The 22,498-nt window shown below is 39.9% G+C and carries 20 protein-coding genes and 1 tRNA gene; 8 read left to right on the top strand and 13 right to left on the bottom strand.

The window, feature by feature from the left end; translation table 11 throughout:
* Nucleotides 1–238: 238 nt before the first annotated feature.
* Together NQU59_RS07405 and NQU59_RS07400 are read left to right on the top strand one after the other, a co-directional pair.
* Nucleotides 239–955: a phosphatase PAP2 family protein gene (locus NQU59_RS07405; protein ID WP_257065545.1), complete on the top strand. Its 717-nt coding sequence runs from the start codon at nucleotides 239–241 to the stop codon at nucleotides 953–955.
* 59 nt (nucleotides 956–1,014) lie between these two features.
* Nucleotides 1,015–1,824: a hypothetical protein gene (locus NQU59_RS07400; protein ID WP_005243890.1), complete on the top strand. Its 810-nt coding sequence runs from the start codon at nucleotides 1,015–1,017 to the stop codon at nucleotides 1,822–1,824.
* 3 nt (nucleotides 1,825–1,827) lie between these two features.
* Here the strand turns inward: NQU59_RS07400 and NQU59_RS07395 are convergent, their stop codons facing one another.
* The 5 genes from NQU59_RS07395 to NQU59_RS07375 all read right to left on the bottom strand — a co-directional run bounded on the left by NQU59_RS07395 (nucleotide 1,828) and on the right by NQU59_RS07375 (nucleotide 8,516).
* Entirely contained in the window at nucleotides 1,828–3,174 is a 1,347-nt protein-coding gene (locus NQU59_RS07395; RefSeq protein ID WP_005243898.1) for an ATP-binding protein, read from the bottom strand.
* Between the two features lie 4 nt (nucleotides 3,175–3,178).
* Nucleotides 3,179–3,856 carry a DNA-binding response regulator PmrA gene (locus NQU59_RS07390; RefSeq protein ID WP_005243900.1) on the bottom strand — a complete coding sequence of 226 codons (678 nt, stop codon included), beginning with the start codon at nucleotides 3,854–3,856 and terminating at the stop codon, nucleotides 3,179–3,181.
* Nucleotides 3,857–3,870: 14 nt separating this feature from the next.
* On the bottom strand, nucleotides 3,871–5,508 hold the full coding sequence (locus NQU59_RS07385) for a phosphoethanolamine transferase (RefSeq protein ID WP_043972358.1): 1,638 nt from the start codon (nucleotides 5,506–5,508) through the stop codon (nucleotides 3,871–3,873).
* A gap of 308 nt (nucleotides 5,509–5,816) precedes the next feature.
* Nucleotides 5,817–6,923 (bottom strand): porin, encoded by a 1,107-nt coding sequence (locus NQU59_RS07380; RefSeq protein WP_043972344.1) that lies wholly within the window; start codon nucleotides 6,921–6,923, stop codon nucleotides 5,817–5,819.
* 345 nt (nucleotides 6,924–7,268) lie between these two features.
* Complete coding sequence (locus NQU59_RS07375) at nucleotides 7,269–8,516, bottom strand: MFS transporter (RefSeq protein ID WP_257065533.1); 1,248 nt, start codon at nucleotides 8,514–8,516, stop codon at nucleotides 7,269–7,271.
* Between the two features lie 145 nt (nucleotides 8,517–8,661).
* On the opposite strand from NQU59_RS07375, the gene NQU59_RS07370 reads away from it, so the two are divergent.
* From NQU59_RS07370 to NQU59_RS07355, 4 genes are all read left to right on the top strand, one after another.
* Nucleotides 8,662–9,288 (top strand): lysophospholipid acyltransferase family protein, encoded by a 627-nt coding sequence (locus NQU59_RS07370; protein WP_043972350.1) that lies wholly within the window; start codon nucleotides 8,662–8,664, stop codon nucleotides 9,286–9,288.
* Nucleotides 9,289–9,351: 63 nt separating this feature from the next.
* On the top strand, nucleotides 9,352–10,269 hold the full coding sequence (locus tag NQU59_RS07365) for a patatin-like phospholipase family protein (RefSeq protein WP_010589833.1): 918 nt from the start codon (nucleotides 9,352–9,354) through the stop codon (nucleotides 10,267–10,269).
* A gap of 154 nt (nucleotides 10,270–10,423) precedes the next feature.
* Nucleotides 10,424–10,882, top strand: a complete 459-nt coding sequence (locus tag NQU59_RS07360) for an NfeD family protein (protein ID WP_005243912.1) — start codon at nucleotides 10,424–10,426, stop codon at nucleotides 10,880–10,882.
* 18 nt (nucleotides 10,883–10,900) lie between these two features.
* Nucleotides 10,901–11,752, top strand: coding sequence for an SPFH domain-containing protein (locus NQU59_RS07355; protein ID WP_005243918.1), 852 nt, complete (start codon nucleotides 10,901–10,903; stop codon nucleotides 11,750–11,752).
* A gap of 47 nt (nucleotides 11,753–11,799) precedes the next feature.
* On the opposite strand, the gene NQU59_RS07350 is transcribed toward NQU59_RS07355, so the two are convergent.
* The 3 genes from NQU59_RS07350 to prpF all read right to left on the bottom strand — a co-directional run bounded on the left by NQU59_RS07350 (nucleotide 11,800) and on the right by prpF (nucleotide 14,490).
* Nucleotides 11,800–12,168, bottom strand: a complete 369-nt coding sequence (locus tag NQU59_RS07350) for an MmcQ/YjbR family DNA-binding protein (protein ID WP_257065530.1) — start codon at nucleotides 12,166–12,168, stop codon at nucleotides 11,800–11,802.
* A 55-nt stretch (nucleotides 12,169–12,223) separates the two neighbouring features.
* On the bottom strand, nucleotides 12,224–13,141 hold the full coding sequence (locus NQU59_RS07345) for a polyprenyl synthetase family protein (RefSeq protein WP_257065528.1): 918 nt from the start codon (nucleotides 13,139–13,141) through the stop codon (nucleotides 12,224–12,226).
* Nucleotides 13,142–13,302: 161 nt separating this feature from the next.
* Nucleotides 13,303–14,490 carry a 2-methylaconitate cis-trans isomerase PrpF gene (gene prpF, locus NQU59_RS07340; RefSeq protein ID WP_005243924.1) on the bottom strand — a complete coding sequence of 396 codons (1,188 nt, stop codon included), beginning with the start codon at nucleotides 14,488–14,490 and terminating at the stop codon, nucleotides 13,303–13,305.
* A 372-nt stretch (nucleotides 14,491–14,862) separates the two neighbouring features.
* Here prpF and NQU59_RS07335 point away from each other — a divergent pair, with 372 nt between their 5' ends.
* Complete coding sequence (locus tag NQU59_RS07335) at nucleotides 14,863–16,221, top strand: amino acid permease (RefSeq protein ID WP_005243926.1); 1,359 nt, start codon at nucleotides 14,863–14,865, stop codon at nucleotides 16,219–16,221.
* A gap of 69 nt (nucleotides 16,222–16,290) precedes the next feature.
* A tRNA-Arg gene (locus NQU59_RS07330) sits at nucleotides 16,291–16,363 on the top strand.
* Between the two features lie 37 nt (nucleotides 16,364–16,400).
* Here NQU59_RS07330 and NQU59_RS07325 read toward each other — a convergent pair.
* The 5 genes from NQU59_RS07325 to NQU59_RS07305 form a co-directional block, all read right to left on the bottom strand.
* Nucleotides 16,401–17,813, bottom strand: coding sequence for a glutamine synthetase family protein (locus tag NQU59_RS07325; RefSeq protein ID WP_257065517.1), 1,413 nt, complete (start codon nucleotides 17,811–17,813; stop codon nucleotides 16,401–16,403).
* A gap of 174 nt (nucleotides 17,814–17,987) precedes the next feature.
* Nucleotides 17,988–18,548: a phosphatase PAP2 family protein gene (locus NQU59_RS07320; RefSeq protein WP_257065515.1), complete on the bottom strand. Its 561-nt coding sequence runs from the start codon at nucleotides 18,546–18,548 to the stop codon at nucleotides 17,988–17,990.
* 206 nt (nucleotides 18,549–18,754) lie between these two features.
* Entirely contained in the window at nucleotides 18,755–19,864 is a 1,110-nt protein-coding gene (locus NQU59_RS07315) for a porin (RefSeq protein WP_257065513.1), read from the bottom strand.
* Nucleotides 19,865–20,002: 138 nt separating this feature from the next.
* Nucleotides 20,003–21,340 carry a CitMHS family transporter gene (locus NQU59_RS07310; RefSeq protein ID WP_043972675.1) on the bottom strand — a complete coding sequence of 446 codons (1,338 nt, stop codon included), beginning with the start codon at nucleotides 21,338–21,340 and terminating at the stop codon, nucleotides 20,003–20,005.
* 913 nt (nucleotides 21,341–22,253) lie between these two features.
* Complete coding sequence (locus NQU59_RS07305; protein WP_257065509.1) at nucleotides 22,254–22,454, bottom strand: hypothetical protein; 201 nt, start codon at nucleotides 22,452–22,454, stop codon at nucleotides 22,254–22,256.
* Nucleotides 22,455–22,498: the final 44 nt, after the last annotated feature.

Here is a 22,498-nt window from a genome sequence, read left to right as displayed (position 1 = left end):
ATGTAAGCAGTCTCAATGGCTGCTTATATGATACAACAACAGAATAAACGTCGTGATATGCCCTGTTCCAGATATTTAACAGGTTTGAATAACCAAGCTTTGAAAATATAAAAATTTTTGCTAGTTTTTTATTTTATCAATATCCTCATTTGGTACTTTTTTAGGTATATTTAAGAGGTTATTAAGCTTGTTCACATTAAATAACACAAATTTTCATCTGATTTTAATAATAGGCTCAATGATTCTGAAAACACCTTTTTTTGCACTAACCAGCTTTCTCTTAATGCTTAGCTTTTTCATCTTATTCTTCGTGTTTCCAGTCGGTGGCATAATTGATTTACATCTGATTCAACCTTGGGTCAGTTTACAAGGGACATTCCCTTACAAAGATGACTGGTTTCTAGATAAACTCAACCATAGCTATGTCAAAAACCTACTCATAGCAGTGTATCTGATCTTTTTCTTTTTATGGTGTGCCTCATTTAAAGTTGAAAAACTCAAAGCAAAGCGCTGGGAATACGGTTATATGTTTTGGGTGAGCATCCTGTGTACCGCTGTGGTTGGATTCTTCAAATCACATTCGGCTCATGCCTGTCCTTGGTATATGACCCATGAAACAGCAACAGGCTTTATCTGGGATTTTTCAGCAACGGCAGGACACTGCTTTCCAGGTGGACATGCCAGTACAGGGTTTGCCTTGGTCACAGGCTATTTTGTTTATCGTTTAAGTCATCAGGGACGTGCATGGTTCTATCTTTTTGCTGGAATGGTTATTGGTTTTGCCATGGGCTGGGCGCAAATGATGCGCGGTGCTCATTTTCTTAGTCATAACTTGTGGACGGCATGGTTCTGTATTGCGGTGAATCTTGTTATATATGCAATCACCTATAAACGTCATCAACAAGCTGCAAATCATAAGGCAGTACCGATAACAACAGTTGATGTGGTAAAGTGAGCCCAGCACCAAAATCCATGATGCACTTCACGATCACTTTAGGATATTTTTTCTTCCATATGACTGACTTTCAAACCTTTTTAGAATCCACTTTACCAACGCAGCAATCATCTATTCAATCTTATGAACTAGATTCCCATAAAGTATGGTTAAAAAAAGCATCTGAACGTCATGGGCTATGGCTATATACGCCATTAAAATGGTTAGCAAAAATATTTAACTTAGGCTCAATAACCCCTGTTCCAAACCAAGGTGGAGCAACTGCAATTGAATGCGAATTTAGCAGAATCCAGCAACTCAATGCACTAGGAGTCTCAACACCCAATGTTTTGGCTGTATCAAAAAAAGGTATTTTATTGGAGGATGTCGGCGCTCAACGTCACAGTCAGGTAGATCAGCTCGATCAAAAGATTGCCAGTTTAAAAGACCATCCCGAAGTACAGTTTGAGTTATTTAATCAAGCCATTCAATCTATTCGTAATATTCATCAACAAGAAGGTTATTTGAGCGAAGCATTTGCTCGTAATATTTTGGTCGATGAACAAAATCAGTTTACTTTTATTGATTTTGAAACCGATCCCAAAGATGTACTCAGCCTACATGACTGTTTTGTACGTGATTGGTTGCTCTTTATCTTTTCAACCGCTTACCACTTTGAATTTGAACAACTTGAGCAAGCAAGCAAGTTACTCTATCAGGCACTCGTAGATGAACCTCAAGTCTATAAAGACATTTGTAAAGTTGGTAAACGCTTAAATTGGGTATTGCATTTTAATGTCAGTAAAGTTGGCAATGATGGCAAACGTATTCAAAAATGTGTACTTTTCTTACGCTATTTAAAAGACCAAGCACTAAACAGCTCACATTAATCTTTAATGACTATAGTCGTGATGGGCTAGTTTTTTCGGGAGTTTGACCAATACACTCAACCCTCCTAATTCGATACTGCGAGACAAAGTCAAAATACCACCTAAACGTTGCGTTGCCTTATCGACTATCGATAAACCAAGTCCACTCCCGACTTCTAAATGATGATGTACACGATAAAAGCGTTTCAGTACCTTATCATATTGCTCAGGATCAATGCCTGTCCCACTGTCTTCGATCTGGATATAGGCAAAATCATCCGCATCACTGTACACCGAGATATTAATAACTCCCTGATTCGGGGTATATTTAATTGCATTATCAATCAAATTGAAAATAATCGAATGAACTGTTGATTCAAGACTTTGCATTTCAATAGGATCATTACGCTCAAATCCCAAATCAATCTCTTTTTGCATGGCTAAATTCACCAATTGCTCAACACAATTTAATGCCACATCATTCAAACGAAAATTAGTATTTGGTTCAATTAAACTAAGTGCAACATCCTGCTTTGCCAACGCTAACAATTGAGTGACCAAATGTTGAATACGGGCTAGTCCTTTACTGAGATTTTGCAAAGATTCATGTTCAGGCAACTGACTGATCAAGATCCGGGTTTGTAAATTTAATGCTGTGACAGGTGTTCTGAGCTCATGGGCAGCATCGGCAATAAATTGTTTTTGTTCGGTTTGAGCATGCTGAATGCGCTCAAATAGACGGTTCATTTCTTCAATGGTCGGCAACAACTCTTGCGGATAATTTTGGCTGTCTATGGGTGCCAATCCATCTGAGTCACGTTGGGTCAGCTCTGTTTTAAAATCTTCTAAAGGCTTTAAACTCAAGCGAATAATGAAAGCGAGAACAAAAATAGCAATTGGCAGCAGCAAGATATAAGGAACAAACATGCTGCCAGCTAACTCCCATGCAAAAGCATGACGTACCTGTTCCTGCTGACTGACTTGAACCTGATAGTCCTGCAAAGGCACAACATACACACGCCATTTGCCCTGTGGTGTGTCCTGCGTATAAAAACCAGCTTGTTTCACTGGAGGAATCAATAATTGCGTTTGGTGCCATAAATGACTTTGATCTTTATAGGCCCATATATCAATCAACAAATCTTCTTCATGATATGTTCGATGCAATTCAACCCGACTTGAAACAGGCAGAATCGGTTGCGAAATTGATCGCTCTGCCATGTATTGCATTTGAGTATCCAGAATCTCATCAACTTCGTGTAATGAAATCCGATACGCTGCTAAAATTAAAAAACAGCCGAGCACCACACTAAAAATGGAAGTACCCCAAATCAACCTTTTCTTAAGTGAATAATGCTTTGCTGTTTTCATAAATTTAAGATTGTCCTAGACGATAACCTAAACCACGGATGGTACGAATAAAGTCTTTACCTAATTTGGCACGCAAATGATGCACATAGACTTCAATGGTATTGCTGGTCACTTCACTATCAAAATCATACAGCTTATCTTCTAAATTGGCTTTAGAAAAAATTTTGTTTGGATGTGAAACCATCGGGATCAGGATCGCCCACTCCCTATTTGACAATTCAATTTGTTGCCCTTTAAAGGTCGCCAAATGTTGCTCTACATCCAGTATGAGTTCGCCGCTTTTAAGTAACTGAGATTGGCTCTTAAGCTGGGCTGCTTCATTACTGCCACGACGTAGTAAAGCATTAATGCGGGCCAACAACTCATCAAACTCATAAGGTTTAATAAGATAATCATCTGCCCCCTGATTCAGCCCATCGACACGATTCTGCAACTGATCTCTTGCAGAAATGATTAGAACAGGCAATGAACTACGCTGACGGATCTGTTTGAGGATTTGCATCCCATCCATTAAAGGCAAACCCAAATCCAATAATACTAAATCAAAGGATTGCTTGGTGAGTAAAGCCAATCCATCCACCCCGTTATTGACCCACTCTACGTCGAATTGATGGTATCTCAATAAAGTCAATGTCGACTCTGCAATCATAAAATCATCTTCTATCATCAAGATCTTGGTCATGATTTCATTTCACCTTAAGGGTTAGGACATGTTTGCAACATGTCATCTTTGGAGTTAATTACTTTAGTTTTTACATCAAGCAGGCTCAGCATTGTTGGAAACAAATTATCTTGGCTGAGCTTAGTATTACTTTGTTGTTTCAGGCATTGCATCTGTTTAGCTGCATGTTGTTGCCATGTATTTGAAAACCACATCAGCATTGGGATATGGGTCTGCTGAGAGGGTGCGATGGCATAAGGTGCACCATGCAAATACATGCCACTCTCACCTGTCGACTCACCATGATCAGATAAATACCACAAACCTGTTTGATACTGCGTTGTTGGTTTTAATGTTTCGATCAATGAATCTAAAATATGGTCGGTATAAAGCAAAGTATTGTCATAGCTGTTGACCAAAGCTTCTTTACTGCACCCCTGAATAGCATTGGTATCACATGTCGGCTTGAACACACGATAGGCTGGTGGTACACGCTTATAATACGCTGGGCCATGGCTCCCCATTTGATGTAATACCACCAAATGTGGTCGGGTATCATCTTTTGGAATCGTTTCAATATACGCTTTTAGGCTATCAACCAGCATCTCATCTAAACACTCTCCATCTTTACACCACTTTTTCTGAATCGGTTCAGGAATCTGGAATTGTTGCACGCGATCACAAGTACCTTTACAACCAGAATTATTGTCAATCCAAGTCACTTGATAACCTGCTCGTTGGGCAATATCAAGTAACCCCTCACGATGACTTGCAAGGCGCTCATTATAATCTTCTCTTGGCATACCAGAGAACATGCAAGGAACCGACACAGCTGTTGCTGTACCGCAAGAACTGACTTGGGAAAAGTTGATAATGTCTTGCTTTGCTAATTTAGGATTGGTTTGTTTGCCATATCCATTTAGTGAAAAATTTTCTGCACGTGCTGTTTCACCCACAACCAATACCATCAGCTTAGGTAAACCTTTTGCCGCTTCTACATGCTGTGCATCTTCACCATAAGTCACCAATGGGAGATTTTCTTTCGGAGCTTTCTTTTTATAATATGAAATAAAAGATCCGATCATATTTTGAGGAGAAATCATTCCTTTCAGATCTCTGTTCTCACGAAAAATTGCTGCAAAATCAACATAAAAAACAAATAAAAGCCCAGCAACCATAGCTAAAGAAAGTACAGAAGCAATCACCTTTTTTAATAATTGGCGTAGTACAGGTTCAGGTTTAATCTTCACCAACAAGATTACAATAATCGGCAAGATGGTCATACCTAATGTCCATACCACAAGATGCCATGACCAGGTATCTCGTGCTTCTGCAACATTGGTTTGCATCAAGTTTTGAATTTGGTCAGAGGTAATCCAGACACCTAATGTATTGACCGTATAAGCAGCAAAGCCTCCAATAAAAACCAAGGCAATTGCAAGTGGTTTTGCAGTCCATTTCCAGCTTAGAAGCTGGAAAAGAAAGTTATATATGGCAACAACGACCAATATAGAAGCCAATACAAAAAAACCAGCTTTCATTCCAGTATATGGGGTAAGAGACTCCATTTTTTTATAAAAAGCAAAATTTAAAAATACACCTAACCAAATAGCAACTAAGGCATTAAAAGTTAACAGCGAGATAGGTCTTGTCTTGAGTTTCTGTAGCAGCATGGTCATCATAATCTAAAAATAAACTTCTTAGCGTCTCTAAGATAAAAATTAAAACTTAAAAATGACTTAAACTAAATAATAATAGGCGCAATAATATCTGCAATTCGGTTCTAGATTTACTTACAAATCGAGGGAGACATTTAATTTCACATCATCCCGCTGATTTGTGATCTCTCCATTACGTACCCTAGTTTTATTCTTAAAAAAATCATTCAATGTAGTGGATTTACTATACTACAAGTCATATCCCATACAAACAAAAACACCCTTTAAGGTGTACTTAAAGGGTGTTCAGTAAGAAGGATAATTTAGAATTTAAATTCTAAGCCTAGACCTGCAACAGGTTGCTTATCCTTTTTGCTTGCTTGCTCAAGCGTTAGATAACCAGCATAACCATAGGTTCTGACTTGTTTGTTAAATGCATAGTCTGCGCCTGCAATAACTTGTTTTGCTTTAAAATCAGCTGTATTGGTTTTAAAGCTAGTATCATTTTGGCTGTATTGACCTTTTACTGTCCAGTTCTTCGCTTGAGGAATATTATATTCAGCACCCAATAACCAGCCTTGCGCGTCATCAATATTTTCTGAACCTGATGCATTGCCAGCAACCGCGTCAACTTTAGAGGTCTGATAAAGTGCTTTAAGCGCTAAACCTTCAACAGGATTAACTCGACCAATGGCACGGACGGTATTGGCAGCTGCAAATAGACTTCCACCAGAAATCGCAGGTTCAGCTGCATTTAAGAAACCACGACCAAGGAAAGTGCTTGGAATCGCTTTGTCATAACCGATACCCGCAACCAGCAATGGGTTTTCATAGGTGACTGTCGCTGACCATGCATCTCCCAAACCACCACCTGCAACTTTTGCACCGCCGCTAGTCTGTTTAATACCAGAAGACTCACCTGTTGCAAGTAAAGCATTGAATTTAAAAGCACCATCTAATAACTGAACTGCTGGCGACTCATAGATCACAGCATTATCAATACGGTTTTCACCTGTGAAAATACCCGTGATATCCGCCTTGTTTGCGACATAGTTATTGAAGGTATCAACGACACTCGATAACTGTTTAACTGGCGTATCATGCTTACCAATTTTTAAAGTACCTAATTGGGAATCTTTTAAACCGACAAAACGATTACGCTGTGTCCAGTCACTGCTATCGCCATCCGCACTAAACCCCCACTCGATTGCATAGACTGCACTTAAACGCTCAGTGAGTTTTTCATCACCTTTAATTCCTATAAATGAACTGTTTGAACTAATTTCCCAAACATCTTTATTTGATTTAGTCGCATTTTTTTCTGGTAAATAATCAACGCTGGCATCGATTTCACCATACAGTGTTGGCGCTGCAAATGTGGTTGTTGCAAGTAAACTGAGCACTGCTGCTGTTACAATTTTGATTTTCATTGTTTACATCCTGGTTAAATTTGTAACAAATCCTACACAGTAACTTTATATGACAAAACGATTAAAATCTTATTTATTTATTCTAATTTCGACTAAAGTTTAATTTGCAGCCAGTGATAAACTCTGCCACAGATTTTAAACCATATTTTTATATTTTAAAAAATTATTTTATATATCAAATCATTAGAAAACAAATTAAGTACTTTTCATAATCACCTGGCGATATTCAAAAAATAAAAAATCCGACGAAGAGCATTCAATCTAGAGATAAGCATAAGGACTTAACCCTATTTGTCATTTCACATCTGTTCGGTTTAGTAAAAAAACGGTAATAAAAATATGCTTTCATCTTACATAATTTTTCCAGTAAATAATTGGCCACAAACAAAGCACAGCAATCATGCAGATGACAATCAAATAATGAAAATATCCGAGCCAATCCGCAACGACTCCACTCCATAAATAAAGAAAGCCACTCACAGTCGCCATAATCGAGACTTGAAAGGTAAAATCTGTGCCAGCAAATTGTTTACGACTGTATTGCATAACCAAGGTTAACATCACCACTAACAGCATGGCAGAGCAGGCATCTTCAACCGCATTGACCACATAAAGCCAGATTGGAGAAATTTCATGCCCAGCTTCGTAAGCATGAGCCAAAATAGTATAAGCCCCCAAACTCAAGATCTTAAGCAGCGAAAAAACAATCAAACTTTGCGTTCTGGAAAAATACTTCAATAATAAGCCTGCAATGGCAGCTCCTAACAATGCAGCAACTGCACCAAACATGGTAATAAACACCCCAATCTGGGTGAAATTCAAGCCCATATCCACCATTAAAGGTTTTAACAAAGGTCCTGCTAAACCATCAGCCACTTTAAAACTAATTAATACCAGCAACCATGCTTTTAGTTCTGAAGAAGACTGAAAATAAGCGAGATAAGCTTTGATCGCCTGTACTAAAGAAACGCTATCAGCGATATTAGCTACCCCTTTACTCATGTGTTGCGGTTCACGATAAAACAAAACAGGCAGCGTATTGAGCAAGACCAGTGCTGCCAAAGCCAGAAAGGTCTTTTGCCACTCCAGCCAATCAAGACACCAAAGTACTGCCCCTCCGCCTACAATAAAACCTAAACGAGATCCGATCACTTGAAAGGTGTTGCCCCAGTGTTGTTGATCACTTTTCAGTAAATTGACTGCCAGACCATCTGTCGCTATATCCTGCGTTGCGCCAGTTAAATTCATAAGGAACAGGAGTGCAAAAAAAATCAGCAAATAATAGGGTTGGTTTAAAGCCTGAATCGGGAAAAATGACAAGACAATCAGAATCAGTACACTCGCAAGTTGAGTAGGAAGAATCCAACTGCGGTAGTGGCCTAATCTTGAGATGGCAGACCGATCCACATAAGCCGCCCAAAAAATTTTAATCGACCAAGGCAACATCAATAAGCCAAAACCACCAATGTGCGCCAAGGACACCCCCTGTGCCCTTAAAATCACAGGCAGCGCATGGGTCATAAAACCTACAGGTAAGCCCTGCGCCCAGTATAAGGAAAACAATAAAATGTAAACCTGACGAAGATTAAGCATTTTCAGTTTTCCATAACCGTAGATAAAGAGGAGCTCAAGTATCCAATCCTTTCATCGGCATAGCAATAAAATCTTATTTTTTGCCAATGCAGTGTCGATCATGAGCGTTTAACATCATTGTAATTGTCATTACATATTATAATTTATGTCGCAGGATTTTCCAGATCTACCCCCGTTAGTACCACAACGTGGATCGCTTTATAGTCGTACGTTATGTAAGAAAATTTTTTTAAGCCAAGGCTGGACTGTTGTCGGGGAAATTCCCAATCTTCCCAAGGCTGTTGCGATTATTTCTCCACACACCTCCAATATTGACGGCTGGTATGGCTTTCTCGCTATCGGCGGACTAGGCTTAAAAATTACTGTACTGGGTAAAGACAGCTTATTTAAGCCACCATTGAAGCCACTGTTAAACTGGGCAGGACTCATTCCTGTACATCGAGATAGTGCGCATGGCCTCACCGAGCAAGTGGTTGCCAGCATTCGCCAACACGATAAAATCTGGATTGGAATGGCACCTGAAGGTACGCGTAAAAAAGCCAAAAAAATGAAAAGCGGTTTTTACCATATCGCCCATGCAGCAGGTATTCCGATTGTAATGTTCGCCTTTGATTATGACCATAAAACCATTTATTGTTTAGGTGCCTTTATTCCAACGGGACACTATCAACAGGATCTTGAACAGATCATGCAATGTTATGTAGGTCACTTCTCTCCCAAGAACCCACATTGGCTGGCAGCTCCCTTACAAAAACTTGTGAAAAAAAACTAGAAAAATAGAGGCAAATCTGCTCTGATGTGCCCATCTTTTTTGTACATTTTATCTGCATTCGATATGAAAATTGCTCGACTGTCTTGCTTGGCTATTCTTGGCTTCGCATTATTGGGTTGTGATCAAACCGCAAAGAAAGCCCCCTCTACGATGGCGATTAAAGCACGTGAACCAGTAATCGCACTTGCACTCGGTGGTGGAGGTGCTAAAGGTTTCGCCCATATCGGTGTCATTAAAGTACTAGAGTCACATGGGATTAAAGCAAAAATTGTTACAGGGACCAGTGCTGGTAGTTTTGTGGGTAGTATTTATGCCAGTGGGCAGACACCTTATCAAATGCAAAATCTCGCCCTGAAATTACAAGAATCGGATTTGCGTGACTTAACCTTAAATAGTCAGGGTATTATTCTGGGGCAGAAACTTCAGAATTACGTCAACACGCAGGTTGGCAATAAACCGATTGAACAGTTCCCAATCCGTTTTGCCGCAGTTGCAACACGTTTAGACAGCGGTAAAAAAGCAGAATTTATTAAAGGTAATGCAGGTCAGGCAGTACGTGCCTCATGCAGTATCCCTAATGTCTTTGTTCCTGCTGTCATTGGCAACACCAAATATGTAGATGGTGGCTTGGTCAGTCCAATCCCTGTTAAAACTGCAAAAGATATGGGTGCGGATATTGTGATTGCCGTCGATATTTCTGCTCGTCCAGTTGGAGGTAAGCCTTTAAGCATGTGGGGCTTATTAGACCAAACTATTAATATTATGGGTCAACAAAGTATTAATGAAGAGCTCAATCAAGCCACTGTGGTGATTCAACCTAAAGTTGGCCATCTTGGCGCATTAGACCTTAAGTCTAGTAATGAAGCTATTTTAGAAGGTGAAAAAGCAGCTCAAGCCAAGATCACAGCAATCCAAAATGCGATCACAACGTTTAAAAATTCTCCTGCTGCACTGAAACCAGCTCCAAAATCTAAATTCTAATTAGAATCTTGGGCAGTTGATCTTAAAAAAATATCATCTGCCCCTTCCTAACTAAAAAAACAATCTTTGTATATTCATCAAGATAATCATCTGCTACAGTGCTTAAAGTGAATATTTTTTCACCTCCACTCCATTTAATGAGACGAGCAAATCTATGGAATTTGTAGTTGAACCTTGGCACTGGTTTGTATTAGGGATTTTACTGATTCTTTCAGAATTGATTTTGCCTGCTTTTGCTGCATTATGGTTTGGTATAGCAGCAGTTATGGTTTGTATTTTACTGTGGCTTTTCCCCATGATGGGCTTTACCACCCAAGTAATCACTTGGGGTATTTTATCTATTTTATGCACGATTCTTTGGTTCAAGTTTATTAAACCACTGTCTATTGACAAAACCAAAGCTGGGCTCCCTCGCGAAGCAACCATTGGTCAGGTTGGTATGGTTATCCAGACCGGACTTGAACATGGGCAACTGATTGTACGCTTCTCAATGCCTGTTTTAGGTTCTGATGAATGGCATTGCCGCTGTTCTGTTCCAGTACAAGTGGGTGATCGCGTTCGCGTGGTTGATATTTTGGGTAATGATTTGGTCGTTCAACCTCATACGTCATAAACACAAAGAGGGTTTCTAATGTCTGTCGGTACGATTGTTGTTTTAGCTTTTTTAGCTTTTATCGGTGTTACTATTTTTAAAGGGGTTCGTATTGTTCCCCAAGGTTATAAATGGATTGTACAACGTTTAGGTAAATACCATACTACGTTGAGTCCTGGTCTAAACTTTGTCATTCCTTATGTTGACGAGGTGGCTTATAAAATTACCACCAAAGATATTGTTTTGGATATTCCTTCGCAAGAAGTGATTACCCGTGATAATGCCGTGTTGGTAATGAATGCCGTAGCATATATCAATCTCACCACACCAGAAAAGGCGGTGTACGGAATTGAAAACTATACTTGGGCCATCCAAAATCTGGTTCAAACTTCATTGCGTTCAATTGTAGGTGAAATGGATTTGGATGATGCACTTTCTTCTCGCGATCATATTAAAGCGAAACTGAAAGCAGCGATTTCTGATGATATTTCAGATTGGGGCATCACCTTGAAAACGGTTGAAATCCAAGATATTCAACCTTCACACACCATGCAAGCTGCGATGGAAGCTCAAGCAGCAGCTGAACGTCAACGTCGTGCGACGGTGACCAAAGCTGATGGTGAAAAGCAGGCCGCAATTCTAGAAGCGGATGGTCGTTTAGAAGCATCTCGTCGCGATGCAGAGGCACAAGTGGTTCTTGCTGAATCATCACAACGTGCCATTGAAATGGTCACCACTGCTGTAGGCGATAAAGAAATTCCTGTGGCTTACTTACTCGGTGAGCAATATGTGAAAGCGATGCAGGATCTTTCTAAATCAAGTAACGCAAAAACTGTGGTGCTTCCAGCCGATGTGCTGAATGCCATTCGTGGAATTATGGGTAAACACTAAACCCTTTGTTCCTAAAAAATAAAGCAGCGTTATCGCTGCTTTATTTTTTATACTGTCTGGATCAGCTTTCGATCTTTGACAGGAAGTTTTGCCACCACCAGATCATAGGAATCTTGAATCAAGTCTTGCAGTAAATCAGCTGTAATTTCACGACCACTGCCAATTGAGATCCAATGTTTCTTATTCATATGGTAGCCTGCTGAAATCGAAGGATATAACTCCAGATATTCCAGACTTTTCTCAGGCTTACATTTAATCGTCACCAGCAACTTGCCCGAATAAGCCCCAATTAACATAAACACCTTATCGCAGATCTTGAATACCTCACAATCTGGGCCAAAAGGCTGTGACTGAATGGAAAAAGCCAGTTGCTGTCCATATTCAAGTGCAAGTTGTTCTAATTGTTCATCATTCATATAACCGCACTCCATTGTTATTTATTATTCATCAAGTAGAGGGCTATCGCTTAGCTTAACTTTTACGTGCGAGCAAGAATTGAGAAATCGCAACGAGCTCTTTGGCATCTTCACCAAAATAAGCGAGGGCTTCAAAAGCTTGATCATGTAAGGTTTGCGCATAAACTTGTGCCTGCGCCAAGCCCATTAAGGCAGGATAAGTCGATTTTTGCATTTGCTCATCCTTGCCTGCTGTTTTACCTAAAGTTTCAGTGCTCGCCGTAATATCCAAAATATCATCTTGCACTTGAAAGGCTAGACCAATGCTCTGTCCAAACTGGCGTAACTTTGGAATCGCCTGATCAGTACCTGCAAAGATGGTTACGGCCCCCATCATGATCGCTGCTTGAATCAATGCACCTGTTTTATTACGGTGAATATTCTCTAATTCTGCTTGATCTACCTGTTTAGCCGCCCCTTCTGCCTGTAAATCAAGAACTTGACCACAGACCATTCTTGAACTGGCGGTTGCTAAAATCTGTACCTGCTTCAAGACAATCGCAGCCTCGGTTCCCTGTCCTTGTTCGTCAAACAAGCGGCTACCCAATACTTCAAAGGCCATCGATTGTAAAATATCACCCGCTAATAGAGCCGTGTCTTCACCAAAGGCGACATGGCAGGTGGGTTGGCCACGGCGGAGCAAGTCATTGTCCATACAAGGTAAATCATCATGTGCCAATGAATAGCAATGGATTAGTTCAACTGCAACTGCGGCACGACGCGCCGCTGCAAAATTATGATTCGGCTGTAACGAAGCTGCTGCATAACAGAGTGCGGGACGAATGCGCTTTCCACCTAACATTACTGCATGATGAACGGCAGCCTTTAAAGGTTCTGGAATTGAAAATGCAGCCAATGCTGTCAATAAATCTTGTTGAATACGTTGTTGAGCTTGTATGAGAACATCCGCATTAACTTGAGAAATAGATGACACAATTGCCTCGGGAAATCTTGATAAAAGGAAGTTGACAAGACTTGTCAGAATGTCGACATCATAACACTTTTTATCGGAAAAAAAGGAGTTTGTGTTTTTATTCGATTCAAAATAATAAGGCCCTCAAATGAAGGCCTTAGCAATAAATTTAGAATGAAAAATTAGAAAGCATCGCCCGGTACACGTACCCAACCTTCCATCAATACACGGGCGCTGCGGCTCATGATGGCTTTTTTCACTGACCATGTGCCATCAATCAGCTCTGCCTGAGCACCAACACGTAAGGTTCCAGATGGATGACCAAAACGCACCGCTGCACGCTCGCCGCCCCCTGCGGCTAAATTCACCAAGGTGCCGGGAATCGCTGCCGCTGTTCCAATCGCCACCGCAGCAGTACCCATCATGGCATGATGTAACTTGCCCATCGACAAAGCACGTACCAGTAAATCGACCTCGCTTGCCGCAACCGCTTTGCCGCTAGATGAGCTATAATTTTTCGGTTGGGAGACAAAGGCAATTTTAGGCGTATGCTGACGTGCTGCTGCTTCTGAAATATCCTGAATCAAGCCCATTTGTACTGCACCATAGGCACGGATTTTCTCAAAACGTGCCAATGCAGCGGTATCACCATTAATCTGATCTTGTAATTCGGTGCCCTGATAGCCAATCTCTTCGGCATTCAGAAAAATGGTTGGAATTCCTGCATTGATAAAAGTTGCTTGAAATGTGCCGACTTCAGGCACTTCCAGTTGATCCACCACATTTCCTGTCGGGAACATATCGCCCCCTTCCTCACCATCATCGGCAGGATCTAAAAATTCAATTTGCACTTCCGCTGCCGGGAAAGTCACCCCATCCAGCTCAAAATCACCGGTTTCCTGTACTTGTCCATTACTCACAGGAACATGTGCAATGATAGTTTTTTGAATATTCTTCTGCCAGATCCGTACTGTGCAAATACCATTTTCAGGAATCCGCGCTGCATCAACCAAACCATTTGAAATGGCAAATGAACCCACTGCAGCCGTTAAATTACCGCAATTTCCACTCCAATCGACAAAAGGCTGATCAATCGATACTTGACCAAATAAATAGTCGACGTCGTGTTCTGGCTGGGTGCTTTTTGCCAAAATGACGGTTTTACTGGTACTGGAGGTCGCCCCTCCCATGCCATCAATCTGTTTCCCATAAGGATCTGGACTCCCAATGACACGCAAGAGAAGTTGATCACGCGCTTTGCCTGCTACTTGTGCCGCTTCAGGTAAATCATCCAGTTTGAAAAATACACCTTTACTTGTTCCACCACGCATATAGGTTGCTGGGACTTTGATTTGCGGTACTGAGCTCATGTCAATTTCATCCTTTTATCATGTTCTTGGTGCAGCGATGTTTTAGGTCTCAAGTTACTGCACAGCAGCCAAAAATACCATACGACCAATTACTGTTGGATCAGTCATCATGGGTAAAATCTGTACATTATATTGCGTATATTTCCAAGGCTTAACAATGGCATAAATGCAAATCTATCGGGCTGGAAAAACAAAACCCTGTTCAACTGTAGCAAGATAAAGCCGAGTCTATTTCAGAAAAAAAAGCAACAACATGATTTTAAACAACTTATTAAGACAACTTCACAGTCATGGGATTGCTGTACTTTTACTAGGCGAAAATCTTTGAATCTATTAGAATAATCCCGTTAATTCCTCGTCGAGCTCAGTCCTTTGAACAACGATTCTTCTCAACTTCAGCGTGGACTAAAAAACCGCCATATCCAACTCATTGCCATGGGTGGAGCGATTGGTACGGGCTTATTTTTAGGTTCTGCGCAAATTATCCAGTCTGCTGGACCATCCATTATTTTGGGGTATGCAATTGGCGGCTTGATTGTTTTTCTCATCATGCGCCACTTAGGTGAAATGATTGTGGAAGAACCTGTTGCTGGTTCATTTAGTCATTTTGCTTATAAGTATTGGGGTAAATTTCCAGGCTTTATCACCGGCTGGAATTACTGGGTTCTCTACATCCTTGTCGCCATGACTGAGCTAACGGCTGTAGGGAAATATATTAATTACTGGTGGCCGCAAATTCCGGCATGGCAGTCTGTATTATTTTTCTTTGTCGTGATTACGGCAGTAAACCTGACCAATGTTAAATTTTATGGTGAATCAGAGTTCTGGTTAGCAATCATCAAGGTAACTGCTGTGGTTGCCATGATCTTGTTTGGTTTGTTCCTCCTCTTCACTGCAGATGCCAACTCAACAGCCTCATTTAGCAACCTTTGGTCACATGGCGGCTTTTTCCCGCATGGCTTCGAAGGCTTGTTCTATATGCTGGCTTTCTTGATGTTTGCCTTTGGGGGAATTGAGCTGATTGGTATGGCTGCGGCAGAAGCCAAAGATCCAAAGACAACCATTCCTAAAGCGATTAACCAAGTGGTCATTCGTATTTTGGTGTTCTATGTCGGTTCGCTTGCCATTCTCTTATCACTTGTGCCTTGGAACCAACTCGATCTTGGTGGCTTAGATAAAAGTCCATTCGTGATGATTTTCAGTCAGATGGGAATTGGTTGGGCAGCACATTTACTTAACTTTATTATCCTGACAGCAGCATTATCCGTCTATAACAGCGGAATGTATGCCAATAGCCGTATGGTATTTGGCTTGGCTCAACAAGGTAATGCACCGAAAGTCTTTACCAAAACCAATAAACAAGGCGTCCCAGTTCCAGCAGTACTGCTCTCTGCGTTCCTGATCTTTGGTTGTGTGCTGTTAAACTACTTTGTGCCGGAAGATGCGCTCGGACATTTAATGTATGTCGTTGTTGGTGCACTCGTTTTAAACTGGGCCATGATCAGCTTGACCCATTTGAAATACAAACGTCATATCAAAACAGCACAAATCAAGACCTCATACCCGGCGTTATGGTCTCCGTTCAGTAACTATCTGGTTTTGGCATTTATTGGTGTAGTGCTGTATATCATGTGGCAACAAGGCTTTAAAGAATCTGTACTGATGATTCCGATCTGGATCGTCGCCATGTTTATTTTCTATAAGTTTTTAAATCGTAAAACTGAAGATTAACAGTTGATCGGTTTCATTAAAAAGTGATTGCTTATGCAATCACTTTTTTGTTTATAATCATAAAATTATGCGCTTATAGCTTAACTGGATAGAGCAGTTGCCTCCTAAGCGACCGACGTGGGTTCGAGTCCCGCTAAGCGCATACCCTATCAGGCTCCAATGTAAATAACGACAACCTGCTAAATATCCCAGTTTCTTTCTATACTGGTAATCTGGCTATAAACACTCTGATATTCGGCTTGCTTCACGGTACACCAAACATCGACAAATGCTTTGCCTAAATATTCATTCAGATACCGATTCGCCTTCAATAGCCTCAATGCTTGCATTTGTTCAGTCGGTAACAGTATGTGCTCACTTTGCAGCTTTAACTCATGTGCCTGTTTCGGTATGGCTAAATGATGGCTTAAACCATGCAAAGCACCGATCAACATGGTTGTAATCGCAAGATAAGGATTACAGTCCGCTCCGGCAACCCGATACTCCAAACGTTGATTGTCTTGATCTGAACAAGGAATGCGGATTGCCACGTTACGATTATTAACGCCCCAATTCGCCTCTAGCGGTACATGATGGCCGAACTTGAAACGGCGGAAGGAATTCAGGTTTGGCGCTAAAATTGCCATTGAATCAGGCATAAATAACAATAAGCCACTCATGACTTTTAACAGTGCTTCGGATGGCTCCGCATTTGAACTAAACAGATTTTTTTGATTCTGATCTAAAAGGCTCATATGGAAGTGCATCCCACTGCCTGCTTTATGTATCTCAGGCTTCGCCAGAAAATTGGCACGCAGATTATATCTATTGGCAATCTGCTTAATTGTTCTTTTTAACAACATGATTTGATCGCATAGCTTTAAAATCTCTGTCGTATGCTGCAGATTGATCTCGTACTGACTTGAAGAAGACTCAGAGACAATACCGGTAATCTGAATACCCTGCTGCTTTGCAACCCATTCAATCTCATTCAGCACATTTTGATAATGGTCAGAGGTATTGATATCAAAACATTGCGTTATGGTTTCCTCAACATCCCCCGCCATGTTCAAAGGCTGTAAATAGAACTCAATTTCTGCTGCAATACAGGGAAAATAGTTTTGATGATGCAATCGGGCGCTGATTTTTTTCAGGATGTTGCGCGGTTCGAATAAACAATCTTGATGCATGTTCTGTTTCATGCTGAGTAGTAATTGTGCAGTCGTTTCAGGTTCAATCGCATGGGGTTGTAGTGTTCCTAAAACAGGTTCACATAAATAATCGGGCTCTCCAATATATTTCCCAAGGCCAGTCTCCTCAATGACCTTGCCCTCTAAACTCATGGCATAAATGGACAAGGGGAAATAACAACCTTTGGTCAGATTTCGCAGACAACCAATATCAATGCGTTTACCGCGTAAATGTCCATTCAAATCACACAAATAGATATCGATATGTTGTGTATCTGGGTAGCGTTCTAAATAAGCTTCAACTTCTTCTAAAAATTGATGTTTGGCAACAGAGATATCATCACCTTCAATCTTGTCATTTTTACTCTGGATAAACTTTTTAAATGTAGATGGATGATTGATCTCAACAAGTACAGCACTCATCGCTGGTCACTCGAGTTATAGGGTTAGAATCAGCTTAGTAGAGACCAGCACAGAAGTAACGTAAACAGTGCGTAAACTCTTGGGACTATCGAGTAATTTTTTTATAAAACGACAATAAAAAATGGAGCATTGCCCCATTTTAGCGTAACAAGGTTTTATCAACCTAAATCACTTCTAGTCGACCAACCGAATCGGTTTGATCCGTCTTATTCTGAGTGTCATTTCTTTTAAAGCATAATTGCTTGCAACAACTAGGAAAAAGCCAATTACAAATGACCCCATAACATCAAATGGGAAATGCACCCCCACAAAAATCCGAGATAGACCCACAATCACGCCCACACCTAAGCCAAGTAAACCAAGCTTTTTAAATCCGGCCATCCAATACGAAAATGCAATGATGGTAACCGTTAAAGTATGCTGACTTGGAAAAGAAGAACTTGCCCCATGGCCAATCAGCTTATGTCCTAAATTGAGCTGAAATGGACGTGGATGGTGATAAAAGAACTCAATCAAATCACTTAATATCAGTGAAAATAGAACGATCAATAATGTTTTCGCAAATAAAAGACTATAGGTTTTCCATTGAATCACCAACAGAAAGACCAGAAAACCGATAAATACCGTATTTAAATCATTTGCAAAAAAAATGGCAAGCTTATCTAAAATAGGAAATTCCGTAGCAAAGGAATTGATATTATTGAATAAAAAGATATTAAAATTTTCGAAAATCATTTTCTTTTCTATCCACACAGTCCATGACAGTTTTATAACACCACTTTACTAGATAAAAATGAAATAATTGTGAATTTTTTCTATTTTATTTTTCAATTAATTAGATAACAAAAACAAAAATTTTTATCTATTCAAAACGAGAATAGTCTCTCATTTTATAGAATAAATAGGATGGCTTCATCCTATTTATTGCTGATATTTACTTTTTAGAATTTAAATTCTAAACCGCTGCCTACAACAGGTTGCTTATCTTTCGCACTCGCCTGCTCAAAGATTGAATAACCTGCATAACCATAGAGTTTCACTTGCTTATTAAATGAATAATCGGTACCCACCAGTAATTGCTTCGCATCAAAATCTGACTCACCATTTTTAAAGCTGGTTGAATTTTGGCTATACTGAGCTTTCACTGCCCATTTGGATTGATTCGGCAATTTATATTCAGCACCAATCAGCCAGCCTTGTGAATCATCAATATTCATCGCGGCCTGATCATTACCTTTTTTATCCGCAACTTTAGAGGTCTGGTAAAGCGTTTTCAGAGCTAGTCCTTCAATTGGTGTCAAACGACCAATGACACGGACTGTATTCGCAGCTGCGAAGACCTCCTCCACTTGGGTTTCAGTCTCTGCCGCATTCAACAAACCATGTCCTAAAAAGTCACTTGGAATAGCCTTATCATAGCCTAAACCCACTAAAAATAATGGATGGCTATAACTGAGCGATGCAGACCAAGCATCTCCTAAACCGCGTCCCGCAACATTTACACCGCCACGTTTGTCATCTTCAATCCCTCGACTCTCGCCTGTTGCAAGTAAAACACTGGCTTCGATATTACCGCCATTCAATGCAATTTCAGGTGAGTCATAGACCACGACATTATTGACCCGGTTTTCACCCGTCATAATACCCGTAATATCGGCTTTATTACTGATATAGTTATTAAAACTATCTACAGGGCTGGATAAATCCTTTAATGGTGTATTATGTTTACCAACTTTAATTGCACCAAAACGGTCATCTTTTAATCCAACAAAACGATTTCGTTGCGACCAGTCTGTTTTATCACCATCTGCGTAAAATGCCCATTCTGCTAAATAAATCGCACTTAAATGTTCGGTTAATTTTTCCTCACCCTTGATCCCGAGAAATGAACTATTACTGTTCACTTTCCATACGTCACGATTAGATGAATTTGCATTTATTTCAGGCAAATAATCCAAACTTACATCAATTTCTCCATAGATTTTTGGAGCTGCAAAAGTAGAACTTGCGGCAATACTCATTAGCATTGCAAATACAATTTTCATCTTCATTGTTATTAACCTAACCATCTAAAAAATTAAAAAACACACCTATTTGGCTATATTTCAAGCAAAAAATTAAAATAAAATAGACTCAAGATAATCTGCTTTCATATTTTCCAGAATATAAAAGCATATGAATAATCCAGCTCAAATATTATAAAATGGAAAAACACCAAATATCAAAGCACTACCCATTAATATACAACAGGTAATAAATGCCCATTTCAGGGTAAACTTTTGATGATCCCCCATTTCAACAGCAGCCAAACCACATAATAAATAAGTTGAAGGAACCAGTGGAGATAATAAGTGAATGGGTTGACCGACAATAGAAGCACGTGCAATTTCAACTGGTGCAATTCCATAATGTGAAGCAGCTTCAGCCAAAATCGGTAATACACCAAAATAAAAGGCATCGTTTGACATAAAGAATGTCAATGGCATACTCAACACCCCTGTAATTGGTGCCAGATACGGTCCTAGACTAGGTGGAATCACAGCTACGAAGCCTTTAGACATCGCTTCAACCATACCTGTACCAGACAGAATTCCAGTAAAAACACCTGCCGCAAAAATAACCCCAACCACGGCCAATACACTGTCTGCATGCATTGCAATACGCTTTTTCTGCATATTGACGCAAGGATAGTTCACCACCAAGGCAATACAGAAGCCCAGCATAAACAAGATCGACATTGGTAAAATCCCTTTTACCAAAGAAGCCATTAAAACGAGCGTTAGAATACCGTTAAACCAACGTAAATGTGGGCGCTGAGCTTCTGGATCTTTGGAAATGGAAATCTCATCCGCATGACTAATATCAACCAGTTCAATCACACCTAAACGTTTGCGCTCGTACATGCCATAAAGATAGGCCAAGAAGAATAACCAAGCAGCTGCCACAATCATGGATGGAATCATTGGAATAAAGACTTCACTGGCATCGACCTGTAAAGCACTCGCTGCACGTGCGGTTGGCCCACCCCATGGTGTCAAATTCATGACCCCGCTACAGAGCAACATCAGGCAGGTCATAATCAGAGGGTTCATGCCGACGCGTTTGTATAGAGGCATCATGGCTGCCACACAAATCATATAAGTGGTTGAACCATCCCCATCTAAAGAAACCAATAAAGTTAAAAATACGGTTCCTAAAGTAATTTTTAATGGATCACCTTTTACTTTCTTTAAAATCCATCTAACTGATGGGTCAAATAACCCTGAATCAATCATTAATGCAAAATATAAGATTGCAAAAAGTAGCATTACTCCTGTTGGTGCAAGTTTTTTAATTCCCTCGAGCATCGTATTGCCGAGTTCAGTTAATTGAATATGACTTAGACTGTCAAAATAAAACCCTAAGCCCCAAGCGATAATTGCAAAGATAAATGGAATTAAAATTAATGCAACTAATGCACTGAGACGTTTTGACATGATCAAATACATGAAACACATGATCATGCTGATACCTAAAAAAGTCAGCATTGAAAGCAATCCTTAGCATATTAAGTTTTTTTATTGGGTAAACCGCTACCCTAGTCCAGCACAAATTCTATGCGATTTAAGTTTAGGCAATTCATTTAATTTAATTATATGCTTAATACACTCATTCACATGAAAAATACTTTAAAATAATACAACCATATATTAAATATAAAATTATGATTATTAATGTTTTTAATTATAAATTATATACTAAACAGTAAAACCAACCAAATAATAAACAATCAAAACAAGATATCTCTAGAATAAAAACGCCACATTATAGTGCATTTTTAGGTTAAAAATAACTGCCCGCGTTAAAACATAATCAAAGCAAATATCATTTATTTATAAAACTTCTATTCAAGTTAACATGAATTGAAGTCGACATAATTTTTAAAGCCTCAAAAACTGACAAACATTATTATAATTGCAAGATATTAAAATAAAATTAAAAAAATCATATTTTGATAAAAACAACCATTATTTAAATTCAAACCCTATTGTTTTATGCACCCTATATTCATTTGGTGCCCCCCCTGCCCAGCGTCGATAAGCTTTTCTAAATTTGAGGTATCAGTAAAGCCCAATCTTTCATCAATACTCAAGCTTGAGGCCAAGGAATCTTCAGCACACCGTCTTTTGGTGCTATCTAAAATTTACTCTTCGGTCTCCGTCAAGCAAGCACCGCTACACAGTTCATTTAGACACATCTAGTTGCTCTGCAATTTCTTGAGCTGTTAGAAAATATCCGGTTGCATGACATCTCCATCACACGCTACGAGACAGTGAAATACTTTTTGATATTTTTCAGCATAATTAGATACGGGGAAGGCTGTAATCGTTTTTTCCCTGAAATGAGGGCTTCTAACTCATTCAATCAAACTTTGCATTGAGCCAAACCAAAACTCACCGATCAATCACAGTTGCGCTTGTCTATCAGCGCTTCATATGCAATGCCTGTCCCCTCCTGCTGCAACACCTCAGCTATGGAATCGCCATGTTGCGGTATTTCATTGAATAAGCGGGTTATACCAAACAAAGTTACATTCAGATGCAATCCTGCCTGATTATATTGAGCTTTAATCACCGTATGCTTATCAGCATGTTTACGCATTTTTTCACCTCATCCCCTGAGTGATGATGCATAATGGCACGAAA

The sequence above is a fragment of the Acinetobacter colistiniresistens genome (assembly GCF_024582815.1).
GTDB lineage: Bacteria > Pseudomonadota > Gammaproteobacteria > Pseudomonadales > Moraxellaceae > Acinetobacter.
Note: the sequence above shows the minus strand (reverse complement) of the source record. Positions and strands in the feature narration are given on the sequence as shown.